Annotated in this window: 14 protein-coding genes, 1 tRNA gene and 2 rRNA genes; 13 read left to right on the forward strand and 4 right to left on the reverse strand. The window is 40.6% G+C overall.

Annotated elements, in window-relative coordinates:
• On the forward strand, positions 1-196 hold a 196-nt coding region (locus KJ678_02920; protein ID MBU1017094.1), incomplete at its 5' end, for a hypothetical protein.
• 11 nt (positions 197-207) lie between these two features.
• Here KJ678_02920 and KJ678_02925 read toward each other — a convergent pair.
• Entirely contained in the window at positions 208-1,104 is an 897-nt protein-coding gene (locus KJ678_02925; protein MBU1017095.1) for an NTP transferase domain-containing protein, read from the reverse strand.
• A 177-nt stretch (positions 1,105-1,281) separates the two neighbouring features.
• Here KJ678_02925 and KJ678_02930 point away from each other — a divergent pair.
• From KJ678_02930 to KJ678_02965, 8 genes are all read left to right on the forward strand, one after another.
• Positions 1,282-1,354, forward strand: a tRNA-Ala gene (locus KJ678_02930).
• 216 nt (positions 1,355-1,570) lie between these two features.
• A 23S ribosomal RNA gene (locus KJ678_02935) occupies positions 1,571-4,968 on the forward strand.
• Positions 4,969-5,033: 65 nt separating this feature from the next.
• Positions 5,034-5,642, forward strand: a complete 609-nt coding sequence (locus KJ678_02940; GenBank protein MBU1017096.1) for a hypothetical protein — start codon at positions 5,034-5,036, stop codon at positions 5,640-5,642.
• Positions 5,643-5,927: 285 nt separating this feature from the next.
• The gene (locus KJ678_02945; protein MBU1017097.1) at positions 5,928-6,506 is read left to right on the forward strand and encodes a hypothetical protein; all 579 of its coding nucleotides are present in this window, start codon (positions 5,928-5,930) and stop codon (positions 6,504-6,506) included.
• Positions 6,507-7,143: 637 nt separating this feature from the next.
• Positions 7,144-7,262 (forward strand): 5S ribosomal RNA (gene rrf / locus KJ678_02950).
• A 10-nt stretch (positions 7,263-7,272) separates the two neighbouring features.
• On the forward strand, positions 7,273-8,397 hold the full coding sequence (locus KJ678_02955) for a S1 RNA-binding domain-containing protein (protein MBU1017098.1): 1,125 nt from the start codon (positions 7,273-7,275) through the stop codon (positions 8,395-8,397).
• Positions 8,398-8,434: 37 nt separating this feature from the next.
• Positions 8,435-9,199 carry a hypothetical protein gene (locus tag KJ678_02960; GenBank protein ID MBU1017099.1) on the forward strand — a complete coding sequence of 255 codons (765 nt, stop codon included), beginning with the start codon at positions 8,435-8,437 and terminating at the stop codon, positions 9,197-9,199.
• On the forward strand, positions 9,189-10,184 hold the full coding sequence (locus KJ678_02965) for a site-specific DNA-methyltransferase (GenBank protein MBU1017100.1): 996 nt from the start codon (positions 9,189-9,191) through the stop codon (positions 10,182-10,184). Before KJ678_02960 ends, KJ678_02965 begins: the two co-directional genes overlap by 11 nt.
• A gap of 93 nt (positions 10,185-10,277) precedes the next feature.
• On the opposite strand, the gene KJ678_02970 is transcribed toward KJ678_02965, so the two are convergent.
• Positions 10,278-11,333: a Fic family protein gene (locus KJ678_02970; protein ID MBU1017101.1), complete on the reverse strand. Its 1,056-nt coding sequence runs from the start codon at positions 11,331-11,333 to the stop codon at positions 10,278-10,280.
• Between the two features lie 130 nt (positions 11,334-11,463).
• Between KJ678_02970 and radA the strand changes: the two genes are divergently transcribed.
• From radA to KJ678_02985, 3 genes are all read left to right on the forward strand, one after another.
• Entirely contained in the window at positions 11,464-12,819 is a 1,356-nt protein-coding gene (radA, locus tag KJ678_02975; GenBank protein ID MBU1017102.1) for a DNA repair protein RadA, read from the forward strand.
• Positions 12,820-12,940: 121 nt separating this feature from the next.
• Positions 12,941-13,882 carry a PIN domain nuclease gene (locus KJ678_02980; GenBank protein MBU1017103.1) on the forward strand — a complete coding sequence of 314 codons (942 nt, stop codon included), beginning with the start codon at positions 12,941-12,943 and terminating at the stop codon, positions 13,880-13,882.
• A gap of 338 nt (positions 13,883-14,220) precedes the next feature.
• Entirely contained in the window at positions 14,221-15,438 is a 1,218-nt protein-coding gene (locus KJ678_02985; protein MBU1017104.1) for an ATP-binding protein, read from the forward strand.
• Between the two features lie 555 nt (positions 15,439-15,993).
• Here the strand turns inward: KJ678_02985 and KJ678_02990 are convergent.
• Positions 15,994-17,154, reverse strand: a complete 1,161-nt coding sequence (locus tag KJ678_02990; protein MBU1017105.1) for an ATP-binding protein — start codon at positions 17,152-17,154, stop codon at positions 15,994-15,996.
• 513 nt (positions 17,155-17,667) lie between these two features.
• Positions 17,668-18,795, reverse strand: coding sequence for an ATP-binding protein (locus KJ678_02995; GenBank protein ID MBU1017106.1), 1,128 nt, complete (start codon positions 18,793-18,795; stop codon positions 17,668-17,670).
• A gap of 531 nt (positions 18,796-19,326) precedes the next feature.
• Between KJ678_02995 and KJ678_03000 the strand changes: the two genes are divergently transcribed.
• Positions 19,327-19,593, forward strand: a 267-nt coding sequence (locus tag KJ678_03000) for a hypothetical protein (protein ID MBU1017107.1), incomplete at its 3' end; no start/stop codon positions are given.

A 19,593-nucleotide genomic window follows, 5' to 3' on the forward strand; every position in this document is an offset into this window, starting at 1 on the left:
CGCGTATGTAAAAGAAGTTTTGGAGAAAAACGGATTTGTACTAGAGAAAAAATTGTCCGTTTCAAACTTTAGAAATCCGTTGCTAAAAAAAATTGTCCCCGAGACCGTGCTTTTAAGGTTGGAAGATGTTTTGCAAAAACCACTTTCCTACATTAACTTCGGTCCTTCGGTGTTCGTTAAAGCGGTCAAAAGTTAAAATAGGGTAATTTATGCTATTTTACTTTTAAGGTACTCCTTAAAACTTTTCCCCAAATCTTCTCTTTCCAAAGCGTATTCCACGGTTGCCTTCAGGTACCTTAAAGGGTCCCCTGTAGTAAGCCATTTACCTTCAATTGGTTGGGCTATAACTACATCCTTTTGCGCCAAATAATTCATAGCGTCGGTAATCCAAAGCTCCCCTCCTTTTCCTAACGGGATTTTTCCTAAAGCCTCTATTACTTTGTAGCTGAAAATAAATCGCCCAAACTGCACCTTATTAGACAACCTTTTTTTAGCGTTTTCCACTTCGGGTTTTTCTACTATCTCCTCTATTTGATTTATTGTGGTATCCTTTTTATATCGTATCGCCCCGTACCTTTTTACTTCTTCCCACGGCTCTTCCTGCACCGCAAGAACCGCGGCGGGATGGTGTTTTTCATAAATGTCTATCAGTTGTTTAATGGAGGGGGTTTTTGATTTAACAAGGTCGTCTCCGAATAAAAAGGCGAAAGCCTCGTCATCATCAATTAGATTTTTTACCGCCAAAAGAGGGCTGCCATTTCCGTAGGGCAGATTCTTTTTCTGTCTTACATATATAAAATTTGCCATTTCGGGAATATGTATTATCTTTTCAAGGGACGATTTCTTTCCGTTTGATAAAAGATAATGTTCCAGTTCGCTATGGTTATCAAAATAGTCTTCCATTATTTGCTGACCGAATCTGCATACAATGATTATGTCTGTTATTCCGGATGCCACACATTCCTCAACAACATAATGGATAATGGGTTTATCTATAATAGGGAGCATTTCTTTGGGTTGGTTTTTGGTGGCGGGCAAAAACCTTGTGCCATAGCCCGCCGCGGCGATTACCGCTTTGGTTATTTTTCTTGGTTTTTTTGCCATAGCGCAAAAATTATACTTTGCGAAGGGGGTATTGACAAGGGCTTGGCAATTGTGTAATTTGATTATGCTTGCGGAATGGTTAAAATTCAAATAATGGCTAAAAAATTTAAGATGACGAAAACATAGCTTTTTCTTTTAGCTTTAGTTTGATTTAATCCCCCGCAAGAGAAATTTACAGGGCCGTTAGCTCACCTGGTAGAGCACTACATTTGCAATGTAGAGGTAACCAGTTCGAGTCTGGTACGGTCCACGAGGACAAGTTGGCGTATTTTCGAAGAAAACTTCTCTTGAGCAAAGCGAAAGAGAACTTCGAGTCCGCCCGGGTCCACCAGATCGTAACCACCTTTCCGAAGGAAACTTCCCCGTAGGGGAACTTCGAGTCTGGTACGGTCCACGCGCACTTTGTCAATTTAATAGCAATTAGTTAATTTAATCGCAAAGTTTGGCAATTTTGCGGTTAAGGACAAAAAAGGATAAAGATGGCATATGGTGAATGCCTTGGGACAAGAAGCCTATGAAGGACGCGCTAGACTGCGATAAGCCTCGAGGAGGTGTCAAGAACCTTTATACTCGGGGATTTCCGAATGGGGGAACCTTGCTCTGCGCAAGCAGGGTAGACCTGCGTTACGCAGGGAATCTCAAATCTCAAAACTCAAATCTCAAAGCCACAACTCAAATCTTAAATCTAAAAGACAATATTTCTGTCTTTAGTTTTGATATTTGAGATTTGGTTTTGACTTTTGACATTTGACTTTTGAGTTTTCTCGCGTAGCGTGGGTCGGGAACTCGGCGAACTGAAACATCTTAGTAGCCGGAGGAAAAGAAACAATTCCCTTAGTAGTGGCGAGCGAAAGGGGAAAAGCTCAAACCCACCTTTGGTGGGGGTTGTAGGACCTGCATATGTTTTTGGGAAAAGCTGGTGGAATGGTTTGGAAAAACCAATCATAGAGGGTAACAATCCCGTACACGAAAGCTCATTACCAAAAATAGCAGTGTTCCTGAGTACCACGAGGCACGCTAACCTTGTGGGAAGCTGGGGTGACCACACCCCAAAGCTAAATACTTCTTGTCACCGATAGTGAACTAGTACCGTGAGGGAAAGGTGAAAAGAACCCCGGTTAGGGGAGTGAAATAGATACTGAAACCATATGCTTACAAGCTGGTGGAGCTTGCGCGTAGCACAAGAAATCTCAAATCTTTGAGTTTCTCGCGCTGCGCGCGAGTAACACCGTGCCTATTGAAGAATGAGCCTGCGAGTTAACAAGCGTTGCGTTAGGTTAATCCGCCCAAGGCGGAGGAGCCGTAGTGAAAGCGAGGGTTAATAGCCCGATTAGTAGCGTTTGTTGGACCCGAATCCGGGTGAGCTAACCTTGAGCAGGGTGAATCCGCTGTAAATGGCGGAGGAGGCCCGAACCCATGTATGTTGCAATATGCTGGGATGACTTGAGGTTAGGGATGAAACGTTTATCGAACCCGGTGATAGCTGGCTCTCCCCGAAATATATTTAGGTATAGCCTTAAAAGTTGAGCTTTGGAGGTAAAGATACTGGAAGGAGACGCGGCGGGAAACCGTACGCCCTCCTACCAAACTCATAATGCCAAAGTTTCTATTTTAGGAGTCAGTACGCGGGAGCAAGTTCCGTGGTACGAAAGGGAAACAGCCCAGACCATCAGCTAAGGTCCCTAAATCCGGATTAAGTGTGAAAGGAAGTGGAATTGCTAAAACATCCAGGAGGTTGGCTCAGAAGCAGCAATCCTTTAAAGAGTGCGTAACAGCTCACTGGCATAGCGATTCTGCGCCGAAAATTTATCGGGGCTCAAATCCGGTACCGATGCTATGGACCCGCCTACGGCGGGTGGTAGGGGAGCGTTCCTGTAGCGGTGAAGGTCTTCCGTGAGGTTAGACTGGAGCGGCAGGAAGTGAGAATGCAGGCATGAGTAGCGTAATCCCGATGAAAATTCGGGACGCCGAAAGCCCAAGGTTTCCTTCGCAACGTTGTTCGGCGAAGGGTTAGTCGGTCCTAACCGTAGTCCGCCAGCTGGCGGATGGGGGATGGACAAACGGTTAATATTCCGTTACTTTGAAATATCTGTCAATGGAGTGACGAAGTTTGATAAGCGGAGCGGCTGTATGGTTGGCCGTCTAAGCAACAAGTCAGCGAATGCAGGCAAATCCACATTTGCGAAAGACCGTCCTTCGGGATGGAAAAAGGCGAGTTGTAGGGAATTCCTTTTTGGGAAATTCCGCCCACTTAAGTTTCCAAGAAAACCTTCTAGACTATAGATATTTTAAATCCGTACCGAAAACCGACACTGGTGGGCAGATAGAGAATATTAAGGTGAACGGGAGAACGATGGTTGAGGAACTCGGCAAATTAACCCCGTAACTTAGGGAGAAGGGGAGCCGACCTTGTGCACAGCACAAGGCTGGTCGCAGATAAATGGCCCAAGCGACTGTTTAGCAAAAACACAGCACTCTGCTTAACCCGTAAGGGGATGTATAGGGTGTGAGGCCTGCCCAGTGCCCGTAGGTTAAACTCGAAGGTTCACGCTTTTGAGCTAAGCCCGGGTGAACGGCAGCAGTAACTATAACTGTTCTAAGGTTTACACGGAAAGTAGTTGCCTTAGTAAAACTTGGCTATATGCCACAAAATCTGGTTATGTTCAAGCTACTATGGTAGAATATTACCTTAGATATGGTAATATCCAATTGTAGTAAAAATGCAACGGATACAGAAAAGTGGCAGGAAAGATTAGATATTGTGTGGTGGTTAGTTGGTTTCGTAGATGGGGAAGGTACCTTTTCTGTTAGTCTTTTCAGAAATAAAACTTCTAAAAGCGGCTGGCAGATTTTCCCGGAATTTGTGATAACACAGGGCGAGAAAAGTTTATCCGCTCTTTTAACAGTTAAAGAGTTTTTTGGTTGTGGTTATGTTTATGTGAATAGACGAAACGACAGTCATAGGGAAAACTTGTATCGCTATTGCGTTAGGTCCCGAAAGGACCTAAAGGAAAAAATAGTACCTTTCTTTGGTAAATATAAACTAAAGACGGCGAAATACTCCGACTTTGGCAAATTTTCCAAAATTCTTTATATGTTGGATAAAAATATGCATAAAGAGGACTTTGGAATGAGAGACCTTGCTAAAATTATTGAGGGTATGAATAGAAAGAAGAAATCGCAATATCTAAAATCCTCAGAGGCCATACGCCAAGCCCCGATTTAATCGGGGAAGAGATGGTCCATACTTGTTGGAGACAATAAGAATATATGAGCGAAATTCCTTGTCGTGTAAGTTACGACCCGCATGAAAGGCTTAACGACTTGGGCGCTCTCTTAACCATCGACCCGGCGAAATTGCGGTATCCGTGAAGACGCGGATTGCACGCCGCAGGACGAAAAGACCCTATGGAGCTTTACTGTAGCTTGACACTGGCAACTGTTTTAGATTGTGTAGAATAGGTGGGAGCCCCGCCCTTTGGGCGGGACGACAGTGAAATACCACTCTTTCTGGAATGGAAGCCTTACTCCTGTACCGTATAAGGTAGAGGAGGACCACGTCTGGTGGGCAGTTTGACTGGGGCGGTCCCCGCCTAAAAGGTAACGGCGGGACCCAAAGGTCAGCTTAGTCCGGATGGAAATCGGACTGTAAGTGTAAAGACATAAGCTGGCTTAACTGCAAGACCTACAAGTCGAGCAGATGCGAAAGCAGGGCTTAGTGATCCTCTAGAGCTTAGTGGTAGGCTCAGAGCTTAATGGATAAAAGTTACCCTAGGGATAAATTCTGAAATAAGAATTATGTTGTCCCTCTTCTGAGTAATCAGATGTTAAAATATGGCTAATAACGGTGGAAATCATATATGTTTAGGTTTTGGGTAAGCCTATAAAATAAGCATATTGGCAATACCGTGGGAAGTCGAGAAACTGTAATGAGTATTAAAATAACTCCAAAACAAGAGGGCGTTGTTATAGGTTCCATTTTGGGGGATGGTTATATCCAAAAGACTGGTAGTAAAAATGCTCGTTTAAGGTATGAGCATAGCTACAAGCAAAAGGAGTATCTAATGTGGAAAGTATCTATGTTGGGTACGCTTTTTAACGGCAGGCCGGTTTTTATGGAGCGTGTTCATCCTAAAACTAATAGAACTTATAAATATGTTAGACATCAGTCTAACTCAACACCGTATTTGGGCAGATTGAGGAAAGGTTTCTATCCGAAAGGCAGAAAAATTATTCCTAGCAATTTGCGAGATTTATTGAAACACCCAATTTCTTTGGCAGTGTGGTTTTTTGATGCTGGTTATCTATGCAAAAAACACTGCGGATCTTACTTGTATTTGGGAAGAGTTTCTTCGGAGGAAGCTACTGTAGCGCAAGTTGCCATACACCAGAACTTTGATATAAATTCAAAAGTTTATTCAAAAGGTGTTAAAGGTTATGCATTGTACTTCAATTCCGACAATACTAAAAAATTGGTAGGGTTGGTTAAGGTGTTTGCATCTTCCGATATGATTTACAAAGTTTCTTTGACCCCGTAACGACTGAGCGAAAGGGCTACTTAAGAGTGGCTTTAGTAGCGAGATTTGTTTGTTTCAAACAGCAAATCATACGCCATCTCCTGACCTTTAGTCGGGATGAAGATATAGTCTAATCTAGTATAGATTGAACAGGCTTATCGGATCCGAGAGTCCACATCGACGATCCGGTTTGGCACCTCAAAGAAAATATCGGGGTGCTGCAATAGTAATGTTGTACCAAAAATATGGCTAATAACGGTGAAACCCCAATTGACTTCGGGTTTAGTTTGTGTATAATTGAAGTTAATGGGCAATACCGTGGGAAGTTTATCAAAAGTACAAAACGAGTTGATTATAGGTACAATTCTTGGTGATGGTTCTCTTAGGAGGAAAACAAATACTTTATTAGAAATCAATCATTCCAAAAAACAGAAAGAATATTGTTTGTGGAAATATGAATTTTTAAAAGATATTGTTAAAACCCCTCCAAAAGAGAGAGTTAGTGGAAAAAATAGAGAGGCTGTAAGGTTTACAACTGTAAGCACGCATCTATTAAATAAATATTTCCAAATGTTTTATAGCCAAGAATTAAAAAGAAAGATAATTCCTTCAGACCTTAAACTAACACTTTTTTCTTTAGCGGTGTGGTTTATGGATGATGGGAGTAATTGTCGAGATTCTGTGTATTTTAACACTCAGCAATACACTGTGGATGAGCAGAATCATTTGCGGGCAATTATTAAAAATCAATTCGGTTTGGAAAGTGCCTTAAATAGAGATAAGAAATATTTTAGGATTAGGCTATCTTCCTCTTCTGGAAGGAGGTTGCATAAGTTGATTCTAAATCTTATTCCTAATTGTATGAAGTACAAAGTTTTGATATAACCCCGTATCGACTTGTTATACATCGCAAGTGTATAACGGATGGAAGTTTTTAACTTTCATAATACGCCATCTCCCGACCTTTAGTCGGGATGAAGATATAGTCAGTGCTACTAGTAATAGTAGATTATTACCGACAGCGATGTCGGCTCATCGCAACCTGGGGGGGTAGCCCCTCCCAAGGGTCCGGCTGTTCGCCGGTTAAAGCGGTACGCGAGCTGGGTTCAGAGCGTCGTGAGACAGCTCGGACTTTATCCGCGGTGTGCGTTTGCAGTTGAGAGGAGCTCTTGATAGTACGAGAGGACCTCAAGGGACAAACCTCTGGTGTACCAGTTGTTCTACCAAGAGCATTGCTGGGTAGCTATGTTTGGTCGGGATAAGAGCTGAAAGCATCTAAGCACGAAGCCCACCTCAAGATTAACTGCGACCCGCCTTCGGGCGGGTGGGGTCTACCGGGAGACTACCGGATATAGGCGGCAGGTGTACGCGCAGTAATGCGTTTAGCCAAGCCGTACTAATTGACCCTCCATCCTTTTTTAAGTGTCCTTAACCGCATAGTTGCTAAAAGACTGCAAAATAATTGTTGTATTGTTGTATTTTTGAGAAAGCCGTTGTTTTGTATTTTTGTCTTTTTTGTGGTGCTGGTGATTGGTGCGGTAGGAAAACACCTCTTACCATTCCGAACAGAGCAGTTAAGACTACCAGCGGTGAAGATACTTCCCAACTGAGTTGGGACGGGAAAATAACTCATTGCCAGTACCACAAAGATATGGCAAAAACCACTACCAAAAAATTGAATAAAGCCCGTTCTATGACCGACCTTTTAGACGAAAAGTTTATGCCTAAAAGTTTTTCCGCGGGAGATGTTATGGAGGGTGTTATTGTTAATGTTTCCAATAGTGAAATTCTTGTGGATGTTGGCGCCAAAAGCGAAGGTATAATTTCGGGTTCCGAGCTATCGGGGGAGTTCGGTTCCTATAAAAACCTTAAAAAAGGCGATTCTGTTCTTGTTACTGTTATTAAGCCGGAAGATTATAGGGGTTATTTAGTTCTTTCTTTGCGAAAAGCCGAAAAGGAAAAAGGCTGGCGAGATTTGCAAAAACTTTTTGAAACTGGCGATCCTTTTGAAGTGACTGTTATAGAGTACAACAAGGGGGGTATTTTGGTTGAGGCAAAGGGTCTTCGCGGTTTTGTGCCCATTTCTCATTTAAGCAAAGCGCATTTTGCCGAATTTAATAAAGCGACTGCGGAGGTGGGTTTGCGCGATATAAATAAAAAACTTATTGATGTTTTGGGCGAAACTTTAAAGGTTAAAATTATTGAGGTTAGCCGCGAGCAAAATAGAATAGTGTTATCTGAAAAAGAGCTGGAGAGCGCCAAACTTGAAAAAGAAGTTAGAGAAAAGCTAAAGACCATAAAAACGGGCGCAGTTCTTGAAGGTTTTGTTATAGCGATACTGGCTTTTGGCGTTTTAGTTGACTGCGACGGGGTTGACGGTCTTATTCATATCAGCGAAGTGTCGTGGGAAAAAATAGCTGACCTAAACGATATTTTTAAAATCGGTGGCAAGGTTAAAGTTAAGGTTATAAGTATTGACAAAAAAGAAGGAAAATTGGGTTTGAGCATAAAAGAGCTTTTGAAAAATCCTTGGGAAGGTATAGCAAAAAAATATCCTGTGGGCGCTAAAGTTTCTGGGCGTATTTCAAAGGTTATGCCTTTTGGCGCTTTTTTAGAAGTTGAGCCGGGAATAGAAGGGCTTATTCATATATCCGAAACGGCAGGACCCCTTAATGTTGGCGACAAAGTTTCCGCTTTGATTATTTCAATGGAACCCGAAAACCGCAAGCTCGCTTTGAGCGTACGAAAAATCACCGAAAGCAAAATATATAAGTGAGGAGGTTCTGTGCTAGAATAGAGAAGTAATGGACAATATGTTGGACAACCTCATTCTGAACAAAAAATCTATAGAGAGCCTCTACAAAAGTATTTGCGAATATCATGAAAAGTATTTGAAACAATTTGGAGTTAAACTACCAAAGCTTTACACAAATAAGCGGGAGTTTACGAAAGATGCTCTTGTTTTGGTTTATCTCGCTTATGACTACCCCAATACAAGAAAAGTGAGCAAACAGGAATTAACCAAGTTTGTTAGAAGTTATTATCCGAACACAAATGATGTGCAACAAGCTCGTCATCTAGGCGCGCAAGCGGGTTGGTGGATAGTTGCTGGTGGGCGGGATAATATTGTTTTGAAAATAAAAAGAGGGGAATATCAGCTCTACACATTAGAACAGCCTTATCCTAGTTTTAAGCGAGGGCATAGGCTTTCTGAAACAGACAATTGGGAGGATATAAAAGAGCAATATAACTTTCGGTGCGCTACTTGCGGTTCCCAAGAGAATAAACCTCATTTCCATTGGCCTGCGACTAAAACCATACTCCAAAAGGCGCATATGGATCCGAATAAACCCCTGTCCGTCAGAAATATAATTCCCCAATGTCAGAAATGTAATATGGGGGATAGAAATAGATGGGTTTACGACGACAAAGGTCGGGTTATAAAATTGGCGGACGCAAGTTTTGTCAGAAACTTTGATAAAGGTGTTAGAAAGAAAATTTACAGGATTCTATATGCCGAATTTGAGGGTAAAAAACCTCGAACTGTAAGAAACAGGGGGGTAAAATGTGAAAAATGACAAATTCATAAATAATATAATCTGCGCAGATGCGTTAGAGGTATTGTCCCAAATTGAAAGTGGTTCAATAGATATCGTTCTAACGGACCCCCCCTATTTCTTAGATAAGATGGATAATCGTTGGGATGATAAAAAAGTTTCAAAGCAGAGTAATTTCTATGCGGTTAATTCTCTGCCCGCCGGAATGAAATTTGATCGCGAGCAGGGGAGAAGATTTTACAGTTGGTACCTAAAAATATCAGGAGAGCTTTTTAGAGTGCTAAAGCCGGGAGGTTTTTTCTTTTCTTTCTCAAGCCCCAGGCTTTATCACAGAATGGTTTGCGCGATAGATGACGCAGGTTTTGAAATAAGGGATACTTTTATATGGCTTTATACTCAAAACCAAGCTAAGGCTATGGGAGTAGAGCATTTTATTAAAAAGATGTCTATTGATGAGGAAGCGAAAGAAAAGATCAAAGATAAGTTGAACGGATGGAAAACTCCGCAAATTAAGTCCTGCTTTGAGCCGATTGCTATGGCGCAGAAGCCCGCGGGTCAAACTTATTTGAACAATATGCTAGAACACGGGGTTGGACTATTCAACACAAATATAAGAATTGGGAATAATATGTATCCCGCGAATGTGTTTTCGGTGGACAAAATAAGTGAGGCGATAGACAAAGTTTTCCTTTTGTCCAAACCATCAAAGAATGAAAAAGGGCATTACAACGACCACAAGACAGTGAAGCCTTTAGCAGTGTGCGAGTATTTAATTAAGCTGTCCGCTTTTTCGGAAGATGCGATTGTGCTTGATCCTTTTGTTGGTAGCGGTACTACTGCGGTAGCTGCCAAGAGATTGGGAAAGCGATACATAGGTATTGATGTTAATGAAGAGTATGTAAAAATTGCCGAAAGAAGACTTGCGGAGTTGGATAAAAAAGTGGATTTATTTGATAGCGCAGAGAAAGCGGAGAAACAGGTACAGACCTCCTTTTTAATGCGATAAATGTAACTACTCACGATTATTGACACGGCGTCATTGCGAGGAACGCGCTGTAGGCGAGTGACGAAGCAATCGTATTTTATCAAAGGGGGAATCTTACTTAAAATAGTTTTTAGAGGCAAATAGCAACTGCTCCATAAAAATTTTCTTTATATAAACAATACTGTTTTGCTCGTAAAATAGTATTAGCGCCTTCTTAAATTCGTCCTCGTCCACATTTCTATAAGACAACGGATATAAATCGTAAGCCAGCAAAACCGCATTTGCGAGCATTCGCGCAGTTCTTTTATTTCCATCCGCAAACGGTTGTATATAGGGGAGCATAAAACTTATTATTAAGGCCTTTTCTAAAACCAAAGAAGCGCTATTAACCGCGTTAATAAATTTTTCCATCGCCTCTCTAGTCTGATACTCATTATCAAAAGGTTCATATACTGTTCCTGTTATACCCACAGCTTGTTTTCGGATACCGGAAGAAATACTTAGTTTGTCCACTAAAATATTATGCAATTGGATTATTAGAGACATATTAATACTCTTAAAATCCCTCCTATTTTTTAGAGTCTGATTAAAAGCATCTTTGTGGTTTAATATCATCTGTGTTTCTTCTTTAGTTTTTCCACGCGCTTCCCGGTTATCTTTTATCAAAGTTTCCGTTTCTAAAAGAGAATAAGTGTTTCCCTCTATCTTTGAAGATTTCCAAGAAAGCTCAATGGTAAACCTTTCCAACTCTCTTTTTAAAATATCGGGGGAAAGTTTTTTAGTTTCCGCTTTAAAGCTTTTGATTTCGCTTTGTATATGGGCAAGTTCCTTTTCATAAAAAAGGATTTCTAAATTATCAAAGACTTTAAAATTAAAGCTTTTCTTAGCCCCAACACGATTGTCGGGGTCCATTTCAAAATATCTATTAATGTCAAAAGGTCTTAGAAGAAGATTATCTATTAAAGGAATATACTTTGTGTTTTTTCCCTTTCCCACAATTTTTACTAATTCCAATTTCAAAAGAATATCCAAATCTCTTATTAAAGTTGGCTTGGAAACGATATAAGATGGCTTTAATTTTTCTTCCAGTTCCCCTCGGCTAATACCATCAGAGGGACTAATATAATTTAATATTAAACTTTGCCTTGGAGAAATATTCGTGTCGTTCATATATCACAATCGTATCATTATGAGACGAAGTGTCAACCTTTAATTTCAGTGAATCTGTTATACCACTTGCCCTAATTTCGGATTTAGGAATTAAAAAAGGAGTATCCTTATTCAAAAATGTTATACTTAAATTATGAAATCCTCCAATGTTTTTGTGTGTTCGGTGTGCGGAGAATCTTTTCCTAAATGGGCGGGTAACTGCGTTTCCTGCGGGTCGTGGAACACTTTAGCCGAAACCACTATATCCGTCCCTTCTAAATCTAAACGAGCAGGGTTATCCTTACCAAAAATTTCTGTTGCGCCTCTTTCCGCTATTAAAGTAGAATTAAAATCCCGCTTAAAAACAAAAATATCCGAATTTGACCGGGTTTTGGGCGGAGGTTTTGTTAGCGGGCAAGTGGTTCTTTTGGCAGGGGAGCCGGGTATCGGAAAAAGCACCCTTCTTTTGCAGGTAGCCAACGCCGTAGCCGCAGGTTCACAAAATTCGCGCGCCGTCCTGTACATTTCTGGAGAAGAGTCGGTGGAACAAATTGCCCTTCGCGCCAAAAGACTTAATATTTCCTCTTCCCTTATAAACCTTGCCAGCGAAACTAATGTGGATAGCTTAATAAACCTCTTAAACAATTTTTCCAAGAATGAAAAACCTTCTTTGGTAATTTTAGACTCAATTCAAACCCTATATACCAAAGACTTACTTGGTATGTCTGGTTCTATAGGACAAATGAAGGAATGTTCCTTTCGCGTTACCCAGCTTGCCAAAAAGTTGGGAATCCCCGTAGTTTTAGTAGGCCATGTAACTAAGGAGGGGGAAATAGCCGGCCCCAAAGTTCTTGAACACATTGTGGATACAGTTTTATATCTTGAGGGGGACAGAAATCATTTGTTTAGAATTTTAAAAAGTAACAAAAATAGGTTTGGGAGTGTGGACGAGGCGGGGGTGTTTGAGATGGACGATAAGGGAATGAAAGAGGTGTTAAACCCCTCGTCCTGCTTTATTAGCGAGAGACTCGCAAATGTATCCGGTTCGGCAATTACCATTTCTATGGAAGGTTCCCGTCCGTTTGCTATTGAGGTCCAGGCATTGGTTTCGCAAACCTCTTTTGGATATCCGCGAAGAACCGCGTCGGGAATGAACATAAATCGTGTTCAGATATTATGCGCGGTTTTAGAAAAAAGGTTATCTTTAAAACTTTCCAATTTTGATGTGTATGTTAATATTGTGGGGGGTTTACGGGTAACCGACCCTGCGTGCGATTTGGCGGTTTGTTTAGCAATTTATTCCGGGGTTTGCGACATTAAGCTTAGCGACAAATTGGCAGTGTTTGGAGAGGTGGGGCTTTCTGGGGAAGTGCGAAGGGTTCCGCATACTGAAAAAAGGGTAAGCGAAGCCAAAAGGTTGGGGTACAGTAATGTAATTAGTCCCCAAACCGTTAGGACGGTGGGGGAGGGCGTAAAAAAAGCTCAAAGCTCAAATGTCAAATGTTAAAACCACATCTCAAAACCTTAAATCTAAAGAAATTAAAACAGAGATTTAAGTTGTGACTTCGCGGAGCGAACTTACTTCGTAACTTTTGATATTTGAGTTTTGCGGTTTGAGATTGTTCTTTATGAACTTAAAACCATCTAAAAAATTAATGTCTTCGGTTATCAGGGTTGTGGTGTCTTTGGCTTTTTTCTTCTTTGCTTTTAACAGGGCGGGGGTAGGGCATTTTAACAACGCGCCTTTTTTAAGGTTTGAAAATTTGGCGGAAGTTTTAATAGGTTTTATGTTGGGGTCCGTTGTCTTTTTGTTTTCCCCTCGCATAGCAAAAGGAGTATCGCGCTGGTTTGAAAATCTTTTCTTTAAAGTTCTAAAGAGGGTAGTTTCCGATTTTCTAAAAGTTCAATCAGAGCGGATACGGGAATCGAAAATAAAAAAGGAAACCAGCCGAAGGGAAGCTACGGACGAGGACATTAAAAAGCGGGAAGGTTCTCCAGTTATTTTGGACACTTCGTCTATAATTGACGGCAGGATTTTGGAGGTTATAAAGTTGGGGTTTTTGGATTCTTTAGTAATTGTTTCCGATGGTGTGGTGCAGGAACTTCGTCATATTGCCGACAGCAAAGATTCGGTTCGTCGTCAGCGAGGTAGAAGAGGGCTTGATATTTTAAATGAGATAAAAAAAGCAAAAGGCAAAAACTTTAAAATTTTGGCGGGTAATTCTAATGAGGAGGTGGACAAGGGGCTTATTCGGTTGGCTAAAAAATATAGAGGCAGGTTGGCAACGGTGGATTTTAATTTAAACAAAGCGGCAAAAGTTTCAGGGGTAAAGGTTATGAATATCAACGACCTTGTTAATTGTTTAAAGACGGTTATTTTGCCGGGGGAAAAAATTACTGTAAAAGTTATCCAGCCGGGAAAAGACGCAAGTCAAGGCGTGGGGTATTTAGACGACGGGACGATGGTGGTGGTAGAGGAGGGCAGTGGTTTTATTGGCAAAGATGCGATGGAAGTTGTGGTTAAAAGAGTAATTCAAACCTCGGCGGGCAAAATGATATTCTGCGCCTAACCCCTATGAATTAACAGTGTTTTTAATATCTCCGCGGATGTTTTAATATAAATACTTTCATATTTCTGAATAATCAATGTTATCTCTTATTTTATCAGCGGGAATTTTCTTTTTGTTTTTATATTTTCCAGCAAGGGACAGAAAAGGGGACTCTTTTATGTCTTAGCTCTAATGGGATGTGGATTTGATATCTGCTTGTTATTAGTATTGTTCCGTCCATATTAGTCATAATGGTATGGCAATACTGACGCAATGTCAATAACTTTATTACCCTTTTTGCCTGTTGACACCCGCTATCTGTGGTGTAAGATTAATTACAAATATCCGTATATTTGTATATGAATAACGAACACATTGTAGGACAAAAAAAGAGGTTGTTATTTTATGAGCTGGAAAAGCATATTTCTCACAAGAATGCTCTTGTGGTTACTGGTATGCGTCAAGTGGGGAAGACTACGCTTTTGCGGCAAGTTTATGATTATTTGGAGGGCAAGCCCAAAGTTTGGTTTGATTTAGATAACCCTTTGGACCAAAAGCTTTTTGAGGATATTGACTACAAAAACATTTACGAAAATATCGTAAAAATGTCGGGTGCGGGGGTTGGGGGTAAAACCATTTATGTTTTTGTAGACGAGATTCAGAATTTTCCTCAAATAACCAAAATTATCAAGTACTTGCTTGATCATTTTGGAGTAAAGTTTCTTGTTACGGGTTCATCCAGTTTTTATCTAAAAAACTTGTTTCCCGAAAGTTTAGCTGGGAGAAAGTTCCTGTTTGTTCTAAAGCCGCTGGATTTTTGGGAGTATCTATATTTTAAAGGCAAAATTTCTTTAGATGCGGCTTTGTCCAAAAATAAGGATAAAACCTTTGCTAAAGGGAATTTGTTTGAATATAAAAAAGTGGAAGCGGATTATGAAGATTTTTTGTTGTATGGGGGTTTTCCTGAGGTTGTGGTTACGAAGGATGAGGAGACTAAAAGGCAGGTTTTGAAAAATATTTTTGCGTCCTTTTTTGAAAAGGATCTAAAAATTCTTTCCGATTACAAAGATACCAAAGAATTGCGCGATCTTATTCTCCTTTTGGTTCCTAGAGTTGGGTCATTGCTTGATGTTACAAGAATCGCAAGCGAGCTTGGGGTTGAACGGGTGAAAGTGTATAGTTATTTGGAATTTCTGCGGGGTATATTTTTTCTGTACCTTGCGCCTAGGTTTTCTAAAAGTGTGGACAGGTCAGTTGCTGGGGGGAGAAAAGTTTATTTTTGCGACAACGGTTTGCTAAACATTGTTGGCAAGGTTTCCGAGGGGCAAATTTTAGAAAATTCTATTTATAATCAGTTGAGCAAGTTTGGAGAAGTGTCTTATTACAATAAAAGGGGAGTTTCGGAAATAGATTTTATTTTGGATAAACAAACTGCTTTTGAGGTAAAATCTCTTGCGGTAAAAAAGGATGTAACAAGGCTAAAAAAGCTCGCTTTGGAAATTGGTATAGAGAATAGTTTTGTAATAAGCAAAAGGTTTACGGATATTGAAGGCATTCTTTTTTCCCAGCTAATCTAAAATGGAATAGGGGAGCTATCAAACCCCATTGACAGACACCCTGTAGTATGGTATAATATAATTATTGAATTTGATTCACTGGTTGATGAGCAATGGCGAATTTACCAGTGATCAATCCGCCTTTGGCGGATGTTTTAGGGGTCGAACCCTTTAGGGTTCGTACCCCAATGGATTTTGATATTTGAATTTGTGAACGGGGGAATGGGTTTAAACCCATTCCCGCATTCGCAACTGCGCGAACCGACGAAAAACGCGGGGGGGCTGGACTCCTCGGGAAAAACCTGACAGGGGATTTGTTGACAACTCCTGCCTTCTGCTTGCGTGACAGTCTTTCGAGATTGGTTCATCCAGGACGAGCCACAAGGTGGCTTCAGAAGGAAAGACCCAAGTTTTTGAATGTCCTAAAAAATAAAGGCTTCAAGAACAAAAGGTTAAAATCAACAAGTTTTGGTATTTTTCTCGGACAACGGTGTTAGCCAGGATCATCCTGCCACCGTTGTCCGTTCATTAGAGTTTGCAATACTTTGGAGGTTCTAATGATTGGCTTGAAAATCTTTAGAGGACGGTTTGTGTAAGTTTGTTCAGAGATTCAAGAAGATTTCCTGGCGTTATTGTGCTTAAACTGTGCGGTAAGGGGAAAATTGGTTTTGCTTTTTGTGGGGTTAATTTTATCTCAAAAACCGTGTATTTCTTTTTATAATCTTCTATTACAAGGTCTACCTCTTTGCCTCCGTATTCGCGATAAAAGTATAAATTCAGTTTTAGGCGATGGTTTTTTATAACTTTTGATACTTCGGAAATTACGAGGTTTTCAAAAACCCCGCCTTTATCGGGTCTAAGCTCGGTTTTTCTAAAATCTTTTATTAGCGCGTTTCGGATACCGCAATCCCAAAAATACAACTTGCGGTTTTCGGAAACGGCTTTCCTGACATTTGTTTTAAAAGAGGGGAGGGCAATAAGAATGTAGTTTTTAATAAATATTTCTATGTAGTTTGCCACGGTTGCCGTATTTGCTTGTAGACTTGAAGCTATCTCTCTAAGCGATACTTCGCTTCCAGTTTGGAGAGCAATTTTTGTGAGGATGTCTTTAGCGAGTTTGGCGTTTTTCAATTCATAAATTTCAATAATGTCTTTGAGAATATAAGCATCCACAATCTTCTCGAGCTTATCGGCTATTTCCATTTCCGAAGCGGTTTTTCTCATAGTTACAACTTCGGGGTAAGAGCCGAAAACCTGAAAGTCTTCGGCAAGTTGTTTTGCTTGTTCCTCAATTCTGTACAGAGGAAGAGTTTCGTGTTTTAAGGTTTCTTCAAGTGATAAAGGAAGGCAAAAAATTTCGTTGTACCTGTCGGCAAGGCTGTCAAAGTTTTTTGACTTCTGCCTTAATTCGCTACTTCCTGTGGCTATAACCTTTATTTTAAATTCGTCGTGAAGAGCTTTTAGGGCAACAGTAGATTCCGGGAAATATTGCACTTCGTCAATTAGTATCACTGGATGGGAAGCGGCTAACTTAGCCAAAATTTCCCGCCGAGGGACAAAGGGTTCCTGGTCAGAGAGAAGATTAAAGTTGAAGATTGGTACGGAAATATCAGCGCTAACTTTCTCAAGCAATGTGGTTTTTCCAGATCTTCTAGGACCCCAAATAAATAATATCTTGCTGTTGTTTTTATTTTCTAGATATTGGGTTATAAAAGTTTCTGCGGTTCTTTTAATCATTATATGTGTAAATTGTACATCGCCACTATACAAATTGTCAATAATTTGTTTGGATAAGAATAAAAAACCCCGACTTTTCAATCGGGGTTTCTTTTTTATTGCCGCAGGGAGGGCAAGCATTATCTTCCACAACCGCAGCAATTTATCTTGAAAAGAACAAAAAGTTCTTATCATATTTACAATACATTTTTTCCTGCGAGTGTCAATAATTTTAAATGTATCCCATAGGTTTGACAAAGGGGAAAAAGTTTGCTATACTCTTTGCCGAGAGACAAAAATCATTGTTGGTAAATTTTCCCCTGCCAGGGTTTAGTATCTAGTATTTAAGGATTATCCTTGTAACCTCTCATAATTTATAAGCTGTAACAAGGATAAACCTTAGTTAAGAATTAAGAAATTGGCGGCATAGGATGCCGCAGATACAAGGTAAATTACGGGAAGAAAGAGAAAGTTGGGCGGGTTCACACCCGAATGAAATTTAGATGGAAAGGGACTACCCCGAAGTAGTGAGATTTAGGACACAAAATCCAAGTAGTTATCCTTGTTTATCGTACTAAGCGCGGCATTTTTGTAGGTTTCCAAAAACAACTTCGGATTTTTTGCCTTTGTTCTTGAATACTTAAATTCATACCCAAATAGTTTTCCTTCCCTTTCTTCTACCCAATCAATCTCTTGTTGCTCCCAAGTTCTCCAAAAATAATTATTAGAGAAAAGATTTTTATAATGCTGGTATTTGAGTCTCTCTACTACAAGAAAGTTTTCCCAGAGTTTTCCCACATCGTCTCTTAATTCTAAATCGTTAAAATTAGAAATAATCGCGTTTCGCACACCGTTATCATAAAAGTAATACTTGCTCTTTTTCGTTACCTCGCTTCGTAAATTTCCCGAATATCCGCGAATATTTAAGAGAATAAAAGATTTTTCAAAAAGGTCCAAATATCTTGCAACTGTTTTATAATCAATCCCCAAATTTTGCGAAAGCTCTGTTAGCGAAACTTCATTTCCCACTTGAAAAGCTAAAAGCCTTAAAAGATCCAAGAGAATCTTAGACCCCTTAACGCTTTCTAGCTCCAATATGTCTTTTAGCAGATATGCCTCGGCTATATCCGCAAGTATTATTGGTTTTTCTTTCTTTTCTGAAGTTATGACTTCGGGATAGGAGCCAAAGACTAGCCACTCGGCAAGCTTTTCCTTTAATTCCTGCCGGTTGTGGATTGCAAGTAGCTCCATTTGCGATACCGGAAAAAGTGTGAGGGAAGTTTTGCGGCCTGTTAATGGTTCTCCCACCTGCCCAGATAATTCAAAGGAGGAAGATCCGGTAACAACAACCTTTATTCCGGGTTGCTGATCTACCAGTATTTTCAATCCAATACCAATATTAGGAATTTTTTGAGCCTCATCTATAACTACAAGCTCGTAACCTTTGGCATAACCCAGAATCTGATCAAAGTCTTGCGAGGAAAAAATTTGTTGCAGTTTTATGTTGTCCCCAGAACCTAATCGGTATTTCAGCTTGGTGTTGTTTAGAAAACTTTCCAATAGGGTAGTTTTACCCACTTGCCTGGGACCGAATATAATCAAGACCTTATTCGGTTTGAGATATTTCTCTAAATTTTCATAAATTCTGGGTAAAAGTTTCATTAATATAAGGTTATCACACTCCTTGAAATTGTCAAATTTCAAGGAGTCTAAATCCTTGGAATTGGTTTAAAGTCTGTCCTATTTTTCAATTAAGGACTACCCCGATTCGGCCCTCCAGAGGCGGGCAGGGGTAGTCCCTTTTTGTTTTCAAACAAAAAACCCCGACTTTTCAATCGGGGTTTCTTTTTTATTGCCGCAGGGAGGGCAAGCATTGTCTTCCGCAACCGCAGCAAATTTTACTGAAAAGAACAAAAAGTTCTTATCATATTTACAATACATTTTTTCCTGCGAGTGTCAATAATTTTAAATGTATCCCATAGGGTTGACAAAGGGGGAAAAATCTGCTATACTCTTTGCCGAGAGACAAGAATTATTGTTGGTAAATCCCCCTGTCCGATCTTAGCCCACACCGGGTGTGAAGGTTTTTACACACCCGGTGTGTGATTTGTGGAAAGCGAGGACTCCCGCTGTGGGAGCTTCTCTGGGTATAATCTGTGTATCTATCCGCCTTGGGCGGAAAAGGAGAGAGAAATGGCAGGTCGTAAGGAGCTGGTTGCCGCCTTGAAGACGGCAGAGGAAGCCCTCCGCACTGCGGAGGATTTGGTTTTGGAGAAAGCGGCGGAATTGTCCACTGCACAAGAGGATGCCGAGAAAGCGCAGGACACGCTGTCCAAAGCGCAAGGTGCTCTTGCGGAGCACCAGGGTGACGTTGTCCGTGGGATTGGGGCAGTCCTTCGTCGGATTTCCCCGGAATCTGAACCTGAGTCTGAACCCGAGCAGGAGTCCGAAGATGGGAAC

Source organism: Patescibacteria group bacterium (assembly GCA_018817085.1).
Lineage (GTDB): Bacteria > Patescibacteriota > WWE3 > CG2-30-40-12 > CG2-30-40-12 > CG2-30-40-12.

Bases quoted from the DNA above. Each gene is read 5' to 3' on its own strand.
- KJ678_02925 (MBU1017095.1), bottom strand. From the start codon at position 1,104: ATGGCAAAAAAACCAAGAAAAATAACCAAAGCGGTAATCGCCGCGGCG.
- KJ678_02940 (MBU1017096.1), top strand. From the start codon at position 5,034: ATGAGTATTAAAATAACTCCAAAACAAGAGGGCGTTGTTATAGGTTCC.
- KJ678_02945 (MBU1017097.1), top strand. From the start codon at position 5,928: ATGGGCAATACCGTGGGAAGTTTATCAAAAGTACAAAACGAGTTGATT.
- KJ678_02955 (MBU1017098.1), top strand. From the start codon at position 7,273: ATGGCAAAAACCACTACCAAAAAATTGAATAAAGCCCGTTCTATGACC.
- KJ678_02960 (MBU1017099.1), top strand. From the start codon at position 8,435: ATGTTGGACAACCTCATTCTGAACAAAAAATCTATAGAGAGCCTCTAC.
- KJ678_02970 (MBU1017101.1), bottom strand. From the start codon at position 11,333: ATGAACGACACGAATATTTCTCCAAGGCAAAGTTTAATATTAAATTAT.
- KJ678_02980 (MBU1017103.1), top strand. From the start codon at position 12,941: ATGAACTTAAAACCATCTAAAAAATTAATGTCTTCGGTTATCAGGGTT.
- KJ678_02985 (MBU1017104.1), top strand. From the start codon at position 14,221: ATGAATAACGAACACATTGTAGGACAAAAAAAGAGGTTGTTATTTTAT.
- KJ678_02990 (MBU1017105.1), bottom strand. From the start codon at position 17,154: ATGATTAAAAGAACCGCAGAAACTTTTATAACCCAATATCTAGAAAAT.
- KJ678_02995 (MBU1017106.1), bottom strand. From the start codon at position 18,795: ATGAAACTTTTACCCAGAATTTATGAAAATTTAGAGAAATATCTCAAA.